The sequence below is a fragment of the Streptomyces graminilatus genome (assembly GCF_001418565.1).
GTDB classification, from domain to species: domain Bacteria; phylum Actinomycetota; class Actinomycetes; order Streptomycetales; family Streptomycetaceae; genus Streptomyces; species Streptomyces graminilatus.
In genome coordinates, this window is sequence record NZ_LIQQ01000067.1 from 1 (window position 1) to 17,176 (window position 17,176).

Consider the following 17,176-nt stretch of genomic DNA (forward strand, 5'->3'; position numbering starts at 1 on the left):
GGCGCGCAGCGCCCTCCTTAGGGGCGCGGGGAACTGCGCGCCCAGCCCCGACGGGCGCCGCACCCACCCAACAACCCCACGCCCCCAAGCCGAACGCTAGTTCTCCCGCACGGCCCGCAAGAACTCCCGAAGAATCCGCTCCCCCGCAGCGACCCCCCGCTCAGGAAGCACCCCGACCGTCCCCGCGGTCCATTCGGTCTCCGCCAGCTCCCCGTGCCCGGGCCGCCACCCCCGATCCGCGGCCAGCAGCAGATCCGCGTCGAGAAGCGAGTCACCGGCGGCGAGAGTGAGCGTCGCCCCCGTCCGCCGGGCGACCTCCCGCATGGCCGCACTCTTGGTGAGCGGCTTCGGGACGGCGTAGATCTTGCGCCCCTGAAGGGACACCGTCCACCCGCGAACCTCCGCCCAGACGGCGAGCTCCTTCACCCACTCCTCGGGCAGCAGCTCACGCTCGACGACGAGGTAGGCGAAGTAGTCCTCGGCGATCCGGTGCTTGCGCACCCAGAGCGGATCGGCGGTGGCTTCGAGATGCTCCCGCACCTCGTCCAGCGGCGCGCACTCGTCCGCGAGCCGTGCCTGCACGCGCGCGTGCCAGTCCTCGTCGGCGACACCGTCGACGAGGATGTGACCCCCGTTCGCGCAGATCGCGTACTTCGGCGCCGGACCCGGCAGGTTGATGCGCAGATACTGCTTACGGGTCCGGGTCGTCGTCGGCACGAACACGGCCTCGTCCCCGAGTTCGGTGAGCAGTCCGGCGGCCGTCTCCGTCATGTACGACAGCGGCCGGGTCTCGTGCACCTCGACGCAGAGCAGCCGGGGCGCGCGGGCGTCCGGCATGGTCAGCGCGAGGGCCCCGGCGGAGTAGATGAGCGTACGGTCGAGGTCGCTGGCGACAAGGACAGGACTCATACCGACACCGCCTTGCCGTCGGCACCGGTCGCGCCCCGCGTGTACTTGGGGTGGATCAACCCGACGCAGGTGTACGGGAGTTCGGCCACCTCCTCGACGGGTACGCCCCGCTGCTCGGCGAGCAGGCGTACGTGGTCGAGGTCGGCGCCCGCTCCGGCGCGGGCCAGGATCTTCCAGGGGACGCGGCGCAGCAGCACCCGGGTCGTCTCGCCGACGCCGGGCTTGACGAGGTTCACGTCGTGGATCTCGTACTCCTCGCTGATCCGCTCGACCGCCGCCCAGCCCTCCCAGGTCGGGGAGCGGTCGGCGGCGAGCAGTTCCTTCACCGAGGCGTCGACGGCGTCCGCGACCTCGGGGAAGCGGGCGGCGACGGCGTCGAGGAAGTCCAGCGAGACGTCGGCCCCGGCGAGCTCGCGGTAGAACTTGGCGCCGTGGAAGTCGTTCGGGCCGACCAGGTCCGCGCGCAGCACGGTCCGCGAAATCAGGCCGGACACCGTGGAGTTGAGGCAGGCGGAGGGGATGAGGAAGTCCTCGCGGGTGCCGTACGTACGGACGCAGGAGCCGGGGTCGGCGAGGACCGCGATCTCCGGGTCGAAGCCGGTGATGCCGTCGGAGGCCTCGAACTCCTCGATGGCGTCGGCGAGTTCACGGGTGATGGCACCCTTGCCGGTCCAGCCGTCGACGAACACGACGTCGGCGGGGTCGTGGTGGGCGGCCAGCCAGCGCAGCGCGTTGGCGTCGATGCCCCGGCCCCGGACGATCGACACGGCGTAGTGGGGCAGTTCGAGCCCGTGGCGGTGCTGGGCCCAGCGGCGCATCAGGGCCCCGACGGGCGTTCCGGCGCGGGCCAGCGACACGAGCACCGGACGCGGTGACCGTTCGGCGAGCACCAACTCCGTCACGGCGCCCACGGCTTGGGCGATACGGGCGGCGGAGGTGTCGAGGGCGGCGCGGAACAGCTCCTGGTACTGGTCGCTGGGCTGGTACTCGACCGGCAGCGACTCGGCGTAGTGGGCGCCGCCGGCCTGGATTGCCTCCTCGCGCTCCTCGGTGGGCGCCTCCAGGCTGACGTCCGAGAGGTCCCGCAGCAGCCACCCGACCTCGTCCGGTGGGTACGAGGAGAACGCGGGTCCGCGGAGGGGCTCAGGCAGCATGCGGGGCCTTTCGGAGACGTGCGGGAGTGCGGGTACGTAGGACGGGACGACGGCGAGCACGACGTGCGGTGTGTGTGCGGCGAGCGTGGCCAACAGGCCGTCGGGGGCGTGCAGTTCGGGTGTGTCGGCGACGGAGTCCACGACCGCGACGATGGCGTCGAAACCGGCGCCGGCCACGTTGTAGGCGTAGCGGTCACCGGGTCCGTCGGCCGGGTTGTCGTGGGCGGGGAAGACGAGGCGGGTGCGGATCGCGTACCCGGGGTCGTCCACGGCCAGGACGGGTGAGCGGGTGGTCGTCGAGTAGCGGACCTCGGCGCCCTCCACCGTCTGCCCCAGCGTCCGCTCCAGCTCCAGGGCGAGGCGCAGGGGGGCGTACATCAGTTCCTCGAAGCCGAGGACGAGGACGCGGCGGGCGTCGGCGGGGAGGCTCTCGGCGAGCCTTGCCGCCATCGCGGGGAGCGCGGCCTCCATGCGTATTCGGTGCCCGGGCGTGAAGCCGTGGCGGGCGCCGTCCGGCAGGCGGGAGGGCCAGCGCAGATCGACTCGGGTTGAGCGGTTGTTCGGCGGGTGCGGTCCGGTGGGGGCTTGTCGCGCAGTTCCCCGCGCCCCTGGGTGGGGACACTCGTGGTCGGCTACAAGTGCCTGGCCCTTTTCCAGCACCCCATCGGGCAGGGTCACGGTGCCCCTGGCCGCTGCCACCAGGTCCACCTGGGCGCCGATCTCCTGGGCGAAGTCCGCCAGGCGGGCCTGGTCCGCCGGCGAGCGCATGTCGACGAGGGTGACTATGACGTACCGGTCGCGCGGGTAGCGGTCGTGGAGGGCGCGGATGGTGTTGAGGACGGTGTTGCCGGTGGAGAACTCGTCGTCGACGAGGACCAGTGGGCCGGGGCCGGCCAGCAGGGCGGGGTTCTCCGGGAGGAGGAGGTGGGAGGTGGCGTGCGAGTGGGACTCCTCGAAGCCGCCCGCCCGGGCCACACCGTCGACCGGGCGGCGGGTGGAGTGGAGGTAGGGCGCGAGGCCCACACCGTCGGCGACACAGTGCCCGAGCCCGGTGGCCGTCTCGGCGTACCCGAGGACGACGGCGCGCCGGGACTCGTCGGCTCCCAGCAGCTCGCGCACCCGTTCGCCGAGGGCGACTCCGTGGCCGTGGACGAGGGCGGGCGACTGCGGGACGTGCTTGCCGAGCACGTTCGACACCAGCAGGTGCGCCCGCCTGGGGTTGCGCCGCAGGGCGAGACCGAGCATGTCGCGCAGGTCGTCGCCGCCGACCAGCTCGACCCCGAGCCGTTCGGCGACCCAGGTCCCGGACCAGACCCCGTTGTGCACTGCGTTGTTCATGAGTCCCTAGTGGATGTTGATCGGAGGGATGACGGGCGGATCAGCAGTCGGGGATTCCGGCGGTGAGCAGCTCCACGAAGCCGACGTCCTCGTTGGCGACACCGAAGACCTCGGCGCGCAGCAGGGTCCGCTCCGCCCAGGCCCGGTGCGGCTTCACCTCGTTCATCTTGTTCGTGTACGCCGACCTCAGAACACCTCCGCCGCAGCGCTCGGGACGCAGGATGTCCTGCGCGTCGCTGAACTCCTCGTGACTGACCACGGACAGGGTGTGCACGGGCGCGACATGCGAGGGGTGGATGCAGGTCTTGCCGAGCAGACCGTTGGCCTGGTCGAGACTGATCTCGCGGAGCAGCCCGTCCATGGCGTGCTCGATAAGCGTCTCACGCAGTTCCTCGGCCTGGCCCTCCAGGAAGGGGCTGCGGCGCAGCTGCGGCTTGAACATGCGCTCCTGGACCCGGAAGTACTCCCAGACGGGCCCGGTGACGGTGTACCCGGTGCCGTCGGCCCGCCCCAGCATGTTGACGACGTCGGCGATGACGGAGGCGACGACGTGGACGTCGTACGCGGTCATGTCCGGGGCCCGGCGCAGCCCGTACGAGGAGCAGAAGTCGGTGACGCCGAGGCGCAGGGCGAGGACGCGGTCGCGGTACTTGTCGACGGCGCGGGAGATGCCCTCCAGGGTCTCCACGCGGGTCTCCCGGAACATCAGCTCGGGCGATTCGAGCACCGGCATGCCGAACAGACGGTGACCGCTGGCGGCCTCGGCGTCGGCGAGGGCCTCAAGGAACGGCGTCCCGCTCTCCTCGGTGAACTTCGGCATCACGAACCCGGAGAGCAGCCGGACGGAGGGCCCGAGGCGCTGTACGAGGTCGGGGATCTGTCCGGGCGTACGGACCCGGATGAACAGCAGCGGCAGCCCGGTGGCGGCGTCGGGGCGCTCGGCGAGCACGCCGAACTCCCGCACCAGGTTCTCCTCGGCGGCCGCGACCTCGGAGTCGTCGATCGAGTCCTCCAGGCAGACCACCATGGAGACGACACCGCGCGCGACCTGTTTGACGATGGCGTCGGCCAGGCGCGGCCGGGTGGCCGGGCTGTAGAGAGTGGCCCCGAGGGCCGTGGCGAGCAGGCGGGCCGGGGAGTCGGCGGTGAACTCGCAGGGCTCCTGGTGGAACAGGCGCTGCCGTACCTCAGGGGCGATGTGCCCGAAATGACGCATGTATTTCCCCCGTGCCGGCTGGACGGCCGATCGAGTGGTGACCGACCGATGATCGAGTCTCGGTCGAATGGTGATGGGTGGCCGGTAATAGTACGTAGGGATCCATGTCAGGGGTTCCCACCGAGAATGAAGTTCAGGTAACGCGAACAAGCAGAATCGATACCCCCCGCGTTGTCGTGACCAGGACCGAGAGGGCAGGATGACCGCATGACGCACGCGATGCTGAAGGGGTCGAACGTCCCGCTCGAAGCCACGACGGTGCGCGCCGTGCTGCGCTGGACGCCCGGGCAGGGGGTTCCGGATGTCGATGCCTCGGCGCTGCTCCTCGGCCCCGACGGTCGTGTGCGCTCCGACGAGGACTTCGTCTTCTACAACCAGCCCCGCCACCCCTCGGGCAAGGTCTGGCGCCTCGGCAAGAAACGGGTGGCCGAGGGTCTGACCGACACGATCCATACGGATCTGGCAGGTGTCGAGTCAGGAGTCGGACAGATTCTGCTGGTCGCCTCGGCGGACGGCGCGCCCTTCGACCGCGTACGGTCCCTGCGCATCGTGCTGTACGACGGCGCCGTCTCGGACGGCGAACCGCTGGCGTACTTCGACATCACCCCGCAGACGGGCGAGGAGACGGCGCTGATCTGCGGCGAGCTGTACCGGCGCGGCGAGGGCTGGAAGTTCCGCGCCCTGGGCGAGGGCTATTCGAACGGCCTGGAGGGCCTGGCCACCGACTTCGGCATCTCGGTGGAGGACCCGCCGTCGGCCGGGGAACCGTTCCCGGACACCACGGACGCCCCGCCCACGGACACCTCGGCGATCACCACGGTCCAGCACCCACCCACGCTCCCTCCCCAGCAGACCTACGGCTACCCCCAGCCCACCAGCCAACCCGCATACGGCTATCCCCAACCGGTGATCACATCCCCGGCCCAGGACTTCAGCTTCCCACCGCAGGGCCCACAGTTCATCGGACGGTAGGGGAAGCGCCCCTTTTCCCGGGGGCGCGGTGACCTGCCTTTTGGGGGCGCGGGGTACTGCTTCCTCCGGGGCGCGCGGACCTGCTTTCAGGGGCGCGGGGAACTGCGCGACCAGCCACGACGGCGCCGCACCCGAAGGTCAACGCTCAGCCTTTGTTTTGTACCCCCGGCCCCACTGCAACCCCCACCCGTACAACCGGTCGAGCTCCGCCTGAAACCCGTAGACGAACTTGACCTCCCGCCGCACGATCAACTCGTTCTTCACGTTCTCGATCATCACCACCGCACAGGACCGTGCCTGCGAGTGCCGCTCGTCGAGCCCTATCTCGATCCGCGGCCCGTTGCTCGGGTAGAGCGTCACGACCGCGTGGGTCCGGTCGAACGCCGGCGTCTGGTCGTAGATGTAGACGAACACCAGCAGCCGCTTGATCTCGTCCCGGTGGTCGAGATTGACGTACGCCGTCTCCCCGGACGCCGACCCGAACCGGTCGTCCCCGCTGAGCTTGACGTACGGCGGGGCGTTCGTCTCGCCGAGGAACCCGCCCAGGGGCTGTACGACGCCCTTGGTGCCGTCCGCGAGCTCGTAGAGGATGCCCAGGTCGAGGTCGACGTTGACCATGCTCTGGGTGTGTCCCTGGACCGCCTCCGGCTTCAGGGCCTGGAAGGGGTGCCGCCACAGGCTCTGCCGCTTGGGGCCGCCGATGTCCGACGTACGCATCCGCCAGGACAGGTTGATGCGCAGATGACCGGTCGCCGCGCCCTGCTTGGTGAGCGACACCCGCTGATGCCGTTTGGATAGCTCGATGGAGTTGCTCGCCGCGCTGCCGGCGTCGAAGTCCGTCGTACGGCCGCGCCACAGGTCGTCCCAGAAACTCATCCCGCCCCCACCCGTCCAACCCCCGCACATTCGTCCGTCACGTCAACGCCGCGGGGCGGCCGACGAGGACGATTCCTCGTAGCCGCCCCGCTCAGAGCGTTCCTCACACAGGAGGTTGTCACACCCCGGACGACACCTCAGTCTTCTCGTCCGAGGCCGTCGCTTTTCCCTCTGCCGCTGCCAGCCTGGTGTTGCGGCGCACGGAGGACCAGAAGGACCAGCCGATCAGGACGACACCCACCAGGCCGGTGATGACCTCGTGGATCTGGTACTGGATGGTGACGAGCAGGATGGCGGCGAGGGCGCCGATCGCGTAGTGCGCGCCGTGCTCCAGGTAGACGTAGTCGTCGAGGGTGCCCTGGCGGACCAGGTAGACCGTGAGCGACCGGACGTACATGGCGCCGATACCGAGGCCCAGGGCCATCAGCACGATGTCGTTGGTGATGGCGAAGGCGCCGATCACACCGTCGAAGGAGAAGGACGCGTCGAGCACCTCGAGGTAGAGGAACATGAAGAACGCGGCCTGGCCGGCGAGGACGACGGCCGGCTTCTTCTTGCCGGAGCGCTCGGCCTCTTCCTCCTCCTCGTGCTCACGTTCCTCCTCTTCCTCCAGCCGGTCCTCGAAGTAGCCGGAGAGCCCGCCGACGATCATGTACGTGATCAGGCCGGCGATACCGGAGATGAGAACCGTCTGCGCCTTGTCGACATGGGCGCCACCGTGCTGGTGGGCGTTGGTCGCGAAGGTCATGGCGGTGACCATGAGCACGATCAGGGCGATGCAGACCGACAGCATGTCGACCTTGCCGAGCTTGGCGAGGGGGCGTTCCAGCCAGCCGAGCCACTGAATGTCCCGGTCCTCGAAAATGAAGTCGAGGAAGATCATCAACAGGAACATGCCACCGAACGCGGCGATCGCCGGGTGGGCGTCGGTGACCAGTTGCTGGTAGTGATCCTTGTTGTTGAGCGCGAGGTCGACGGCGTCTATCGGACCGATCTTGGCACTGATCGCCACGATCACGACGGGGAAGACGAGCCGCATACCGAAGACGGCGATGACAACACCGACGGTGAGGAAGATCTTCTGCCAGAAGGCACTCATCTTCTTCAGAATTCCGGCGTTGACCACCGCGTTGTCGAAGGACAGCGAGATTTCGAGGATGGAGAGGATCGCCACGATCCCGAACCCGGTCCACCCCCCGTAGAAGACCGCCGCGACCAGGCCGATCGCGGTGACCGCGAACGACCAGCCGAAGGTTTTCAGAATCACTGGCTACCCAATCGTGTGTTTACGGGTCTCCCCCGCTGCCGGACTCGGCTTTACGAAACGTTGACTCCGAAGTCTAGAGCGATACCCTTCAGCCCCGACGCGTACCCCTGCCCAACCGCACGGAACTTCCACTCGCCCTGGTAGCGGTACAACTCGCCGAAGATCATGGCGGTCTCGGTCGACGCGTCCTCACTCAGGTCGTAGCGCGCCAGTTCCTGGCCGTCGGCCTGGTTGACGACCCGGATGAACGCGTTGCCGACCTGCCCGAAGGTCTGGCCGCGGTTGTCCGCGTCGTGGATCGAGACCGGAAAAATGATTTTGTCGCAGGCGAGCGGCACCCTCGGGAGGTCGATGATCAGCGACTCGTCGTCGCCCTCGCCCTCACCGGTCAGGTTGTCGCCGGTGTGCTCGACCGAGCCGTCCGGGCTGGTGAGCTGGTTGTAGAAGATGAACCACTCGTCGCCGAGCACACGTCCGCCACCGCACAGCAGCGCGCTGGCGTCGAGGTCGAACGGCGCGCCGGTGGTGGAACGCGCGTCCCAGCCGAGACCGACCAACACCTGGGTGAGGTTCGGTGCGGCTTTGGAGAGGGAGACATTGCCCCCCTTGGCAAGCGTGACGCCCATGCTGCTGGTCCTCCCCGAGGTGATGCGAACAGATGTACCCATGTTCTGCCGTCGCGCTCCCGCCCGACCGGGCGACGGCAGGCCCGTCGTCCGGCGCCGCACCTGGGGCGCGGCACCGGACGACGGGTGAGCCGGAGCGAGTCCGGCCCGGACGTGCATGTTCAGACGTGCGTGTTCAGACGTGCGTGCTCAGACGTGCGTGCTCAGACGTGCGTGCTCAGACGTGCGTGCTCAGACGTTCACGCCGAAGTCCTGCGCGATGCCGCGCAGGCCCGAGGCGTATCCCTGGCCGATGGCGCGGAACTTCCACTCCGCGCCGTGCCGGTACAGCTCGCCGAAGACCATGGCGGTCTCCGTCGAGGCGTCCTCGGAGAGGTCGTAGCGGGCGAGCTCCACCTCGCCGGCCTGGTTCACGACGCGGATGAACGCGTTGCGCACCTGGCCGAAGGACTGCTGGCGGTTCTCGGCGTCGTAGATCGAGACCGGGAACACGATCTTGTCGATGTCGGCCGGGACCGCCGCGAGGTTGACCTTGATCTGCTCGTCGTCGCCCTCGCCCTCACCGGTGGTGTTGTCACCGGTGTGCTCGACCGAGCCGTCCGGGCTCTTGAGGTTGTTGAAGAACACGAAGTTGGCGTCGGAACTGACCTTGCCGTCCGCGTTCGTCAGGATCGCGCTGGCGTCGAGGTCGAAGTCGGTGCCGGTGGTGGTGCGGATGTCCCAACCCAGACCCACGATGACCGCGGTGAGGCCCGGGGCCTCCTTGGTCAGCGATACGTTGCCGCCCTTGCTGAGGCTGACTCCCACGAGTCCTCCATTGGTGTCTCGTCTGCGTCCAGGGGCGGTGTGCCCCGTCGTGCGCCGGTATCGGATCAACGTGTCGATCCTAGTGACGGGTTCCCGCTCCACGCAGGGGCGGGACCGAAGAATCACAGGGTGTCGAGGGCCTTCACGTACTCGTTCAGGTCACGCGCGTCCGGCAGTCCGTTGACCACGGTCCACCGCACGACGCCCTCCTTGTCGATGATGAAGGTCCCGCGCACCGCACAACCCTTGTCCTCGTCGAAGACGCCGTACGCGCGCGAAATGTTGCCGTGCGGCCAGAAGTCGGACAGCAGCGGGTATTCGAGGCCCTCCTGCTCGCCGAAGACGCGCAGGGTGTGGATGGAGTCGTTGGAGACGGCGAGCACCTGGGTGTCCCGGTCGGAGAACCTCGGCAGGTTGTCCCGCAGGTCGCAGAGTTCGCCGGTGCACACGCCGGTGAAGGCGAAGGGGTAGAAGAGCAGCACCACGTTCTTCGCGCCGCGGAAGTCCGAGAGCCGCACGGTGGCGCCGTGGTTGTCCTTGAGTTCGAAGTCCGGGGCCTTGTCGCCGACCTCGATCGCCATGATCCTGCATCCCTTCGATGGGCTGTTCGGGTGAGAACACCCTAGTGACCGCCCACCGAGGGTCGTCGTATCGGCCCGCCCGGGAATCCCCCCTCCGGAGGAATCCCGGGAGTCCTGGGAGTCCAGGAGATCCAGGGAGTCCGGGGAGTCCGGGGAGTCCGGAGGGTCTGGGGACGGGGCCGGGGCCGTTCAGGCCGAAGCGGGGTTCCGGGGGCCGCGGCCCCCGGCGGACGCCCGCTCCGGCACACGGTCTGCTACTTCTTCGACTTCGCCGCCTTGGGCGTCGCCAGCCGACTGCCACTCCAGTCCTTGCCCACGCTGACGCTCTTCGTCGCCGACAGACCCGCCGTCGTCGCGGCTTCAGAGATGTCGCTCGGCTCCACGTAGCCGTCACGGCCCGTCTTGGGCGTGAGGAGCAGGATCGCGCCGCCTTCTTCGATGTACGTGGTGGCGTCCACCAGCGAATCGGTCAGGTCGCCGTCATCGTCGCGGAACCAGAGCACCACGGCATCTGCGACGTCGTCGTACTCCTCGTCAACGAGATCGCTGCCGATGACTTCCTCAATGGCCTCGCGGAGCTCCTGGTCGACGTCGTCGTCGTAGCCGATCTCCTGGACCACCTGCTCGGGCTGGAACCCCAGCCTTGCGGCAGGGTTAGTCCGCTCCTCCGCGTGGTCCGCGGTCGCGCTCACGGGTTGCCTCCTGATCATGTTTCGAGAATTGTCCAGCCACGCGCGTGCGCGAAGCATTGGCCGTAGTCCACACGGGCGGGGCGGATCGCGCAAGTACCCGGCCGCCGAGACCGCCGAAACGGTGACGATCCTGGCGGTGTCGCCGCAACTTCAGACAGCGACTCCCCGGTACCGGTGACCCACACCACACCATTCTGCCCGCTTTGCGGTTTTGCTGCTCCCGAGTGGCTCCCGAACCTCTCACACATACGTGCGAGATCCGAATTGCTTTACGGAAGACGTCACGGACTGGGCGTATCGTTGCGATTTGGCTGCGGACACCCGGCCCGGCGGTCTTCACCGGGACCACTCGGGACTACTTCTGGGTAGAGGTGACGTACCCGGCCTCGGGGTACACGATGGGGCCAGTGCATTCGCGGCCCCGGGACAGGCTCATGTGCGTGCCCCGGGCCAAGCCCTCCGAGAGCGAAGGAACAGCGTGGCTTCCGGATCAGATCGCAACCCGATCATCATTGGCGGCCTTCCGAGTCAGGTTCCTGACTTCGACCCCGAGGAAACCCAGGAATGGCTCGACTCCCTCGACGCCGCTGTTGACGAGCGCGGCCGGGAGCGGGCCCGCTATCTGATGCTGCGACTGATCGAGCGCGCCCGCGAGAAGCGGGTGGCGGTGCCCGAGATGCGGAGCACGGACTACGTCAACACGATCGCGACGAAGGACGAGCCCTTCTTCCCCGGCAACGAGGAGATCGAACGCCGCATCCTCAACGCGACCCGGTGGAACGCGGCCGTGATGGTCTCGCGCGCCCAGCGGCCCGGGATCGGCGTCGGCGGCCACATCGCGACCTTCGCCTCCTCCGCCTCCCTCTACGACGTGGGCTTCAACCACTTCTTCCGGGGCAAGGACGAGGGCGACGGCGGCGACCAGATCTTCTTCCAGGGCCACGCCTCCCCCGGTATCTACGCCCGCGCGTTCCTTCTCGACCGGCTCAGCGAGCAGCAGCTCGACGCGTTCCGCCAGGAGAAGTCGAAGGCGCCGTACGGGCTGTCCTCGTACCCGCACCCGCGCCTGATGCCGGACTTCTGGGAGTTCCCGACCGTCTCGATGGGCCTCGGCCCGCTCGGCGCGATCTTCCAGGCGCGGATGAACCGCTACATGGAGGCGCGCGGGATCGCGGACACCTCCAAGTCGCACGTGTGGGCGTTCCTCGGTGACGGCGAGATGGACGAGCCGGAGTCGCTCGGCCAGCTGTCGATCGCCGCGCGCGAGGGCCTCGACAACCTGACCTTCGTCGTCAACTGCAACCTCCAGCGGCTCGACGGCCCGGTACGCGGCAACGGCAAGATCATCCAGGAGCTGGAGTCGCAGTTCCGGGGCGCCGGCTGGAACGTCGTCAAGCTGGTCTGGGACCGGAGCTGGGACCCGCTGCTCGCGCAGGACCGGGACGGCGTGCTGGTCAACAAGATGAACACGACCCCCGACGGCCAGTTCCAGACGTACGCGACCGAGACGGGCGCGTACATTCGCGACCACTTCTTCGGTGACGACTCCAGGCTGCGCGCGATGGTCGAGAACATGACCGACGACCAGGTGCTGCACCTGGGCCGCGGCGGCCACGACCACCGGAAGATCTTCGCGGCGTTCGCGGCGGCCAAGGCGCACAAGGGCCAGCCGACCGTCATCCTCGCCAAGACGGTCAAGGGCTGGACGCTCGGCCCCAACTTCGAGGGCCGCAACGCCACGCACCAGATGAAGAAGCTGACGGCGGCCGACCTCAAGGGCTTCCGCGACCGGCTCCATCTGCCGATCTCCGACAAGGAGCTGGAGGGCGGCGCTCCGCCGTACTACCACCCGGGCCGGAACTCGGAAGAGATCCAGTACATGCACGACCGCCGCAAGTCGCTCGGCGGTTACGTCCCCACCCGCGTCGTCCGCGCCAAGCCGCTGGCTCTGCCGGAGGAGAAGACGTACGCGAGTGTGAAGAAGGGTTCGGGTCAGCAGTCGATCGCCACGACCATGGCGTTCGTCCGGCTGCTCAAGGACCTCATGCGGGACAAGGAGATCGGCAGGCGATTCGTACTGATCGCACCGGACGAGTACCGCACGTTCGGCATGGACTCGTTCTTCCCGAGCGCGAAGATCTACAACCCGCTCGGCCAGCAGTACGAGGCCGTGGACCGCGAACTGCTCCTCGCCTACAAGGAGTCGCCGACCGGCCAGATGCTGCACGACGGCATCTCGGAGGCGGGCTGCACGGCCTCGCTGATCGCGGCGGGTTCGGCGTACGCCACGCACGGCGAGCCGTTGATCCCCGTCTACGTCTTCTACTCGATGTTCGGTTTCCAGCGCACCGGCGACCAGTTCTGGCAGATGGCCGACCAGTTGGCGCGCGGTTTCGTACTGGGAGCGACCGCCGGCCGTACGACTCTGACCGGCGAGGGGCTCCAGCACGCCGACGGCCACTCGCAGCTGCTCGCCTCGACGAACCCGGGCTGTGTGGCGTACGACCCGGCGTATTCGTACGAGATCGCGTACATCGTGCAGGACGGGCTGCGCCGGATGTACGGGCCCGACAGCGAGGACGTCTTCTACTACCTGACCGTCTACAACGAGCCGATCCAGCACCCGGCCGAGCCGGCGGACGTCGACGTCGACGGCATCCTCAAGGGCATCCACCGTGTGGGCCAAGGGACTTCGGGCTCGATTCCGGCCCAGGTCATCGCGTCCGGTGTCGCGGTGCCGTGGGCGCTTCAGGCGCAGCGGATCCTCGCCGAGGAGTGGAACGTCAAGGCGGACGTCTGGTCGGCGACCTCCTGGAACGAGCTGCGGCGCGAGGCGGTCGCGGTGGAGCAGCACAACCTGCTGCATCCGGAGGAGGAGCAGCGCGTCCCCTATGTGACGCGGAAGCTCGCCTCCGCCGAGGGGCCGTTCGTGGCCGTGTCCGACTGGATGCGGTCGGTTCCGGACCAGATCTCGCGCTGGGTGCCCGGTACTTATCAGTCGTTGGGCGCGGACGGGTTCGGGTTCGCGGACACGCGGGGGGCGGCGCGGCGGTTCTTCCACATCGACGCTCAGTCGATCGTGGTGGCTGTGCTGACCGAGCTGGCCAAGGAGGGGAAGGTCGACCGCTCGGTGCTGAAGCAGGCGATCGACCGGTATCAGTTGCTTGATGTGGCGGCTGCCGATCCTGGTGCCGCGGGCGGCGACGCGTAGCGCTCCGCGGGTTGGGCGGTTTTTCGGCTGACGGTCCGTTGTGCTGGTCGCGCCCACGCGGCGGAGCCGCACATAGACGCAGGCCCGCGCCCCTGGAGGGCGCCCCTTCGGGGCTCCTCCAGGGGCGCTTTCCTCGCTCTACGATTCGGGGCATGAGCGAACAGTCGGCACAGACTCGTTGGGAGCGGTTTACGCAGCGGCCTTTGATGGGGCTCGCTGTTGTGTTCACCGTCGCCTATGCGGTGCCGATCGTGGACAGTCCCGCGAGCCGGTCCGTGGCGATCGCGTGCACGCTCGCGGAGTGGGGGGTGTGGGGCGCCTTCGCGGTCGACTATCTCGTCCGGATCGCTCTCGCCGAGCGGCGCCGGGAGTACGTACGACAGCACTGGCCGGACCTGTTCGCCGTGCTGTTGCCGCTGCTCCAGCTCAGGCTGCTGCGGGTCGTCTCCACGCTGATACTGGTGGGTCGGCGGGCCCAGATGGCGTCCCAGATCCGGCTGACGACATACGTCGGCGGGGCCGTGGTGGGGCTGCTGATGTTCGGTTCACTGGCCGTGCTGTCGGTGGAACGCGCGTCGCCGGAGGGGAACATCCGAACGCTGGATGACGCCCTGTGGTGGTCGTTCACGACGATGACGACAGTGGGGTACGGGGACCACGCGCCGACGACCGGAATGGGCCGGATGCTCGCGGTCGGGCTGATGCTGTCCGGGATCGCGCTGCTCGGTCTCGTCACCGCGAACATCGCCGCCTGGTTCATCTCCCGGTTCGAGGTGGACGACGTGGAGGAGAGGCGCCAGACGGCGGCGATCGAGGCGTTGACGGACGAGGTACGGGCACTGCGGGCCGAGGTGGCCGCGCTGGCCGTCAGGGGCGACACGAGGGAAATGGTGAGCGAGGAACAGCCTCGTTAGGCCCCCTCGTCAGGCCTTCCGCTCTTCGGCGGGCCCGCCGGCGCGCTGTCCCCCTCCGGCAGCGCGCCGCGGCCCGGCCGTCCTCCGGTCAGGTCGCAAAGACCATGTCGTGCGGAGGACTTGACTAACTGTGACCTGTCCCGAGTCCCGAAGGGGAGGAATCTTTAGCGAAGTCACCCTGATGAGGGAACGCCGCCGCTCAGGCCATAGATATATGCGCGGCGTATGTGCGGCGCATGCGCGACGGTCGGCACTCACGACCGTCGTGACACCTCGTATCGGCTTGCGCACAGAGCGAGTTATCGAGGGTCAGTTATCGAAACGTGATCCCTGTCACTTGGTTACCGCGAGACCCTCTCGTTCTCCTAGTGTGTCCTTTCAGTGACTTCCTTCGACTCCTCCCCGCAACTGAACGTCTGGCGCGCGCTGCTCGCGCTGGCCGTGGTCTTCGTGATGCTCACGGCGACCGGATGGACCGCGGTCCGCGGCCATCGCGCCCCCTCGCCGCTCCAGGCGTCGCTCTCCTCGTGGGAGCACGGACGGCTCGGCGGCCACGCGCTGCCCGACCCGGACGCGGCACCGGCCCGGCTGGCCCGGTTCTTCGCCTCGCTCACCGACGCGCAGCAGGGCCGGCTCGTCCACCGCTATCCGCTGGCGCTCGGCAACATGAACGGCGCGCCCGTCGACCTGCGCTACCGCGCCAACCGCGTCGCGCTGCACACGGCCCGCGCGGTCGAGCGGGCGCGGATGCACGACGACCGGCTGTCGGCCGTCGGCCAGGACGAGGCGGGGCGGCGCATGCACCGCTTCGACTCGCTGCTGGCGGACGGCCGCCAGATCCTCGCCTTCGACCCCGAGGGCTCGGGGCGGGTCGCCGAGGTCTTCGGCGACCTCGACAAGGCGCGGCGCGTATCGGTCGTGATCCCGGGCGTCGACACCGACGTCCTCACCTTCCAGCGGACCAACCGCAAGTACTCGGCGCCCGTCGGCATGGCCACGGCGCTGTACCGCGCGGAACGGAAGGCGAGCCCCTCGACCCGTACCGCCGTGATCGCCTGGGCCGACTACACCGCGCCCAACGGACTCGGCATGGACGCGGCGACGGCGATGCGCGCCGACTCCGGGGCGCTGCGGCTGAACGCGCTGTTGCGCGGGCTGCCCGGCCGGGCGCCGGTCGCCCTGTACTGCCACAGCTACGGCTCGGTGGTGTGCGGTGTCGCCGCGCACGCGCTGCCGCGCCGGGTGACCGACATCGCGGTGGCCGGCAGCCCCGGTATGCGCGTCGAGAACGCCGGGGGGCTGCACACCGACGCCCGGGTGTGGGCGATGCGGGACTCCGACGACTGGATCCGGGACGTGCCTCACCTGGAGGTCGGCGGCCTCGGGCACGGCGCCGATCCGGTGTCGTCGGCGTTCGGCGCGCGGGTGCTGTCGGCGCGGGGCGCGAAGGGGCACGCCGGCTATTTCGAGCCGGGTACGGAGAGTCTGGAGAACTTCGCGGAGATCGGCGTCGGCGCGTTCGACGCCGTGCGGTGCGCCCAGCAGGACCACACCGAGCAGCGGGACCGCAAGGATGACGTGTGTCTGAAGGATTTGTCCGGCGGGGCTATGGCCGGACGCGCGTAGAGGACGCAGAATTCACGGTGGGCCCGGGGAGGGGACTATGAAGCTCGCGCCGCATACGATGAGCCGCATGGGTGACGTACTGGCCGGATTTCATGCCGCCTGGGAGTTCGAGACCGACTCCGTGGTCATCCGCTTCGAACGGGGCATCCGTACGCCGAAGTTGTTCCAGGCACTCGGCGAACGCCGTATCCCCCTGGAGGCGATCGCGGGGGTGACACTGACCCCGGGCAGGCGCGGAACGGTGGTCTTGCGCGCCGAACCCCGCCCGGGCGCCGACCCGTTGATGGAGGCGGCCGACGGTCAGCTCAAGGACGCCTGCGATCCGTACCGGCTGGTGCTGCCGGCCGAGCGGGAGACGCTCGCCGAGTACTACGCCGACGAGCTGCGGTCGCGGCTGACCCAACAGGGGCCTGCTGAAAGGTTTTTGGTGGCCGCCCCCGAGCTGCCTCGGGCATTCAAGGCGTACGACGCGAAGGCGTCCTTCGACGGACGGGCCGTGTCCTTCCGGTGGTTCTGGACGGGGGCGTCGTCGGCGAAGTGGAAGGCCGGCGACCAGACGTTCCCGGTCGCCGACCTGAGTGGGGTGGAGTGGCGGTCGCCCGAGGTGTTCGAGGGCCATCTGCGGCTGCTCAGGCGTACCGATTCTTCTGTTGTGCCGGTCGACCAGGACCCCGCGTCGGTGGTGTTCGGGCTGGGATACGGGCCTGTGCACGAGTCGTTGCCGTTCGCGGCGGCGGTGCTGGCGGGGGTTCGCTCGGCGGGTGGGGCGGTGGCGGTTGCCGCTCAGGCGAACACCGGGCGGCGTGATCCCGCGGATGTCGCCGAGCGGATTCGGCATCTTGGGCAGTTGTACGAGGCGGGGTTGGTGACGGAGGAGGAGTTTTCCGTCAAGAAGGCGGAGTTGCTGGCGGAGTTGTAGGCGCCTGCCGGGGGGTGGGTTGGGTGCGTTGGCGGGTGCGGGTCCGTTGTGGCTTGTCGCGCCCACGC

At 68.8% G+C, this 17,176-nt stretch carries 14 protein-coding genes; 5 read left to right on the plus strand and 9 right to left on the minus strand.

Annotated elements, in window-relative coordinates; translation table 11 throughout:
- Positions 1 to 96 precede the first annotated feature (96 nt).
- The 3 genes from AOK08_RS07215 to AOK08_RS07225 are packed head-to-tail and all read right to left on the minus strand — an operon-like array spanning position 97 to position 4,617.
- Positions 97 to 909: an HAD family hydrolase gene (locus AOK08_RS07215; RefSeq protein ID WP_055524613.1), complete on the minus strand. Its 813-nt coding sequence runs from the start codon at positions 907 to 909 to the stop codon at positions 97 to 99.
- Complete coding sequence (locus AOK08_RS07220) at positions 906 to 3,401, minus strand: phosphoribosyltransferase (RefSeq protein WP_055524614.1); 2,496 nt, start codon at positions 3,399 to 3,401, stop codon at positions 906 to 908. The genes AOK08_RS07215 and AOK08_RS07220 overlap by 4 nt, the downstream gene beginning before the upstream one ends.
- A gap of 40 nt (positions 3,402 to 3,441) precedes the next feature.
- Positions 3,442 to 4,617, minus strand: a complete 1,176-nt coding sequence (locus AOK08_RS07225; protein ID WP_055524615.1) for an HpcH/HpaI aldolase/citrate lyase family protein — start codon at positions 4,615 to 4,617, stop codon at positions 3,442 to 3,444.
- 207 nt (positions 4,618 to 4,824) lie between these two features.
- On the opposite strand from AOK08_RS07225, the gene AOK08_RS07230 reads away from it, so the two are divergent.
- The gene (locus tag AOK08_RS07230; RefSeq protein WP_055524616.1) at positions 4,825 to 5,589 is read left to right on the plus strand and encodes a TerD family protein; all 765 of its coding nucleotides are present in this window, start codon (positions 4,825 to 4,827) and stop codon (positions 5,587 to 5,589) included.
- Positions 5,590 to 5,727: 138 nt separating this feature from the next.
- Here the strand turns inward: AOK08_RS07230 and AOK08_RS07235 are convergent, their stop codons facing one another.
- The 6 genes from AOK08_RS07235 to AOK08_RS07260 form a co-directional block, all read right to left on the minus strand.
- Entirely contained in the window at positions 5,728 to 6,465 is a 738-nt protein-coding gene (locus tag AOK08_RS07235) for a TerD family protein (RefSeq protein WP_055524617.1), read from the minus strand.
- Positions 6,466 to 6,583: 118 nt separating this feature from the next.
- Entirely contained in the window at positions 6,584 to 7,732 is a 1,149-nt protein-coding gene (locus tag AOK08_RS07240; RefSeq protein WP_055524618.1) for a DUF475 domain-containing protein, read from the minus strand.
- Between the two features lie 50 nt (positions 7,733 to 7,782).
- Entirely contained in the window at positions 7,783 to 8,358 is a 576-nt protein-coding gene (locus AOK08_RS07245; RefSeq protein WP_055524619.1) for a TerD family protein, read from the minus strand.
- Positions 8,359 to 8,589: 231 nt separating this feature from the next.
- The gene (locus tag AOK08_RS07250) at positions 8,590 to 9,165 is read right to left on the minus strand and encodes a TerD family protein (protein WP_055524620.1); all 576 of its coding nucleotides are present in this window, start codon (positions 9,163 to 9,165) and stop codon (positions 8,590 to 8,592) included.
- A 122-nt stretch (positions 9,166 to 9,287) separates the two neighbouring features.
- A complete protein-coding gene (locus tag AOK08_RS07255; RefSeq protein WP_055524621.1) occupies positions 9,288 to 9,746 on the minus strand; it encodes a peroxiredoxin in 459 nt (152 codons plus the stop codon).
- A gap of 254 nt (positions 9,747 to 10,000) precedes the next feature.
- On the minus strand, positions 10,001 to 10,438 hold the full coding sequence (locus AOK08_RS07260) for a DUF3052 domain-containing protein (RefSeq protein WP_055524622.1): 438 nt from the start codon (positions 10,436 to 10,438) through the stop codon (positions 10,001 to 10,003).
- Positions 10,439 to 10,916: 478 nt separating this feature from the next.
- Here AOK08_RS07260 and aceE point away from each other — a divergent pair, with 478 nt between their 5' ends.
- From aceE to AOK08_RS07280, 4 genes are all read left to right on the plus strand, one after another.
- Positions 10,917 to 13,649, plus strand: a complete 2,733-nt coding sequence (aceE, locus tag AOK08_RS07265) for a pyruvate dehydrogenase (acetyl-transferring), homodimeric type (RefSeq protein ID WP_055524623.1) — start codon at positions 10,917 to 10,919, stop codon at positions 13,647 to 13,649.
- Between the two features lie 152 nt (positions 13,650 to 13,801).
- On the plus strand, positions 13,802 to 14,563 hold the full coding sequence (locus AOK08_RS07270; protein ID WP_055524624.1) for a potassium channel family protein: 762 nt from the start codon (positions 13,802 to 13,804) through the stop codon (positions 14,561 to 14,563).
- 381 nt (positions 14,564 to 14,944) lie between these two features.
- The gene (locus tag AOK08_RS07275; RefSeq protein ID WP_055524625.1) at positions 14,945 to 16,189 is read left to right on the plus strand and encodes an alpha/beta hydrolase; all 1,245 of its coding nucleotides are present in this window, start codon (positions 14,945 to 14,947) and stop codon (positions 16,187 to 16,189) included.
- A gap of 67 nt (positions 16,190 to 16,256) precedes the next feature.
- Positions 16,257 to 17,108, plus strand: coding sequence for a DUF4429 domain-containing protein (locus tag AOK08_RS07280; RefSeq protein ID WP_055524626.1), 852 nt, complete (start codon positions 16,257 to 16,259; stop codon positions 17,106 to 17,108).
- Positions 17,109 to 17,176 lie beyond the last annotated feature (68 nt).

Excerpts from the sequence above, each read along its gene's own strand:
- AOK08_RS07280 (WP_055524626.1), top strand. The coding sequence starts at position 16,257 with ATGGGTGACGTACTGGCCGGATTTCATGCCGCCTGGGAGTTCGAGACC.
- AOK08_RS07220 (WP_055524614.1), bottom strand. The coding sequence starts at position 3,401 with ATGAACAACGCAGTGCACAACGGGGTCTGGTCCGGGACCTGGGTCGCC.
- AOK08_RS07270 (WP_055524624.1), top strand. The coding sequence starts at position 13,802 with ATGAGCGAACAGTCGGCACAGACTCGTTGGGAGCGGTTTACGCAGCGG.
- AOK08_RS07215 (WP_055524613.1), bottom strand. The coding sequence starts at position 909 with ATGAGTCCTGTCCTTGTCGCCAGCGACCTCGACCGTACGCTCATCTAC.
- AOK08_RS07230 (WP_055524616.1), top strand. The coding sequence starts at position 4,825 with ATGACGCACGCGATGCTGAAGGGGTCGAACGTCCCGCTCGAAGCCACG.
- AOK08_RS07235 (WP_055524617.1), bottom strand. The coding sequence starts at position 6,465 with ATGAGTTTCTGGGACGACCTGTGGCGCGGCCGTACGACGGACTTCGAC.
- AOK08_RS07225 (WP_055524615.1), bottom strand. The coding sequence starts at position 4,617 with ATGCGTCATTTCGGGCACATCGCCCCTGAGGTACGGCAGCGCCTGTTC.
- AOK08_RS07245 (WP_055524619.1), bottom strand. The coding sequence starts at position 8,358 with ATGGGCGTCACGCTTGCCAAGGGGGGCAATGTCTCCCTCTCCAAAGCC.
- AOK08_RS07255 (WP_055524621.1), bottom strand. The coding sequence starts at position 9,746 with ATGGCGATCGAGGTCGGCGACAAGGCCCCGGACTTCGAACTCAAGGAC.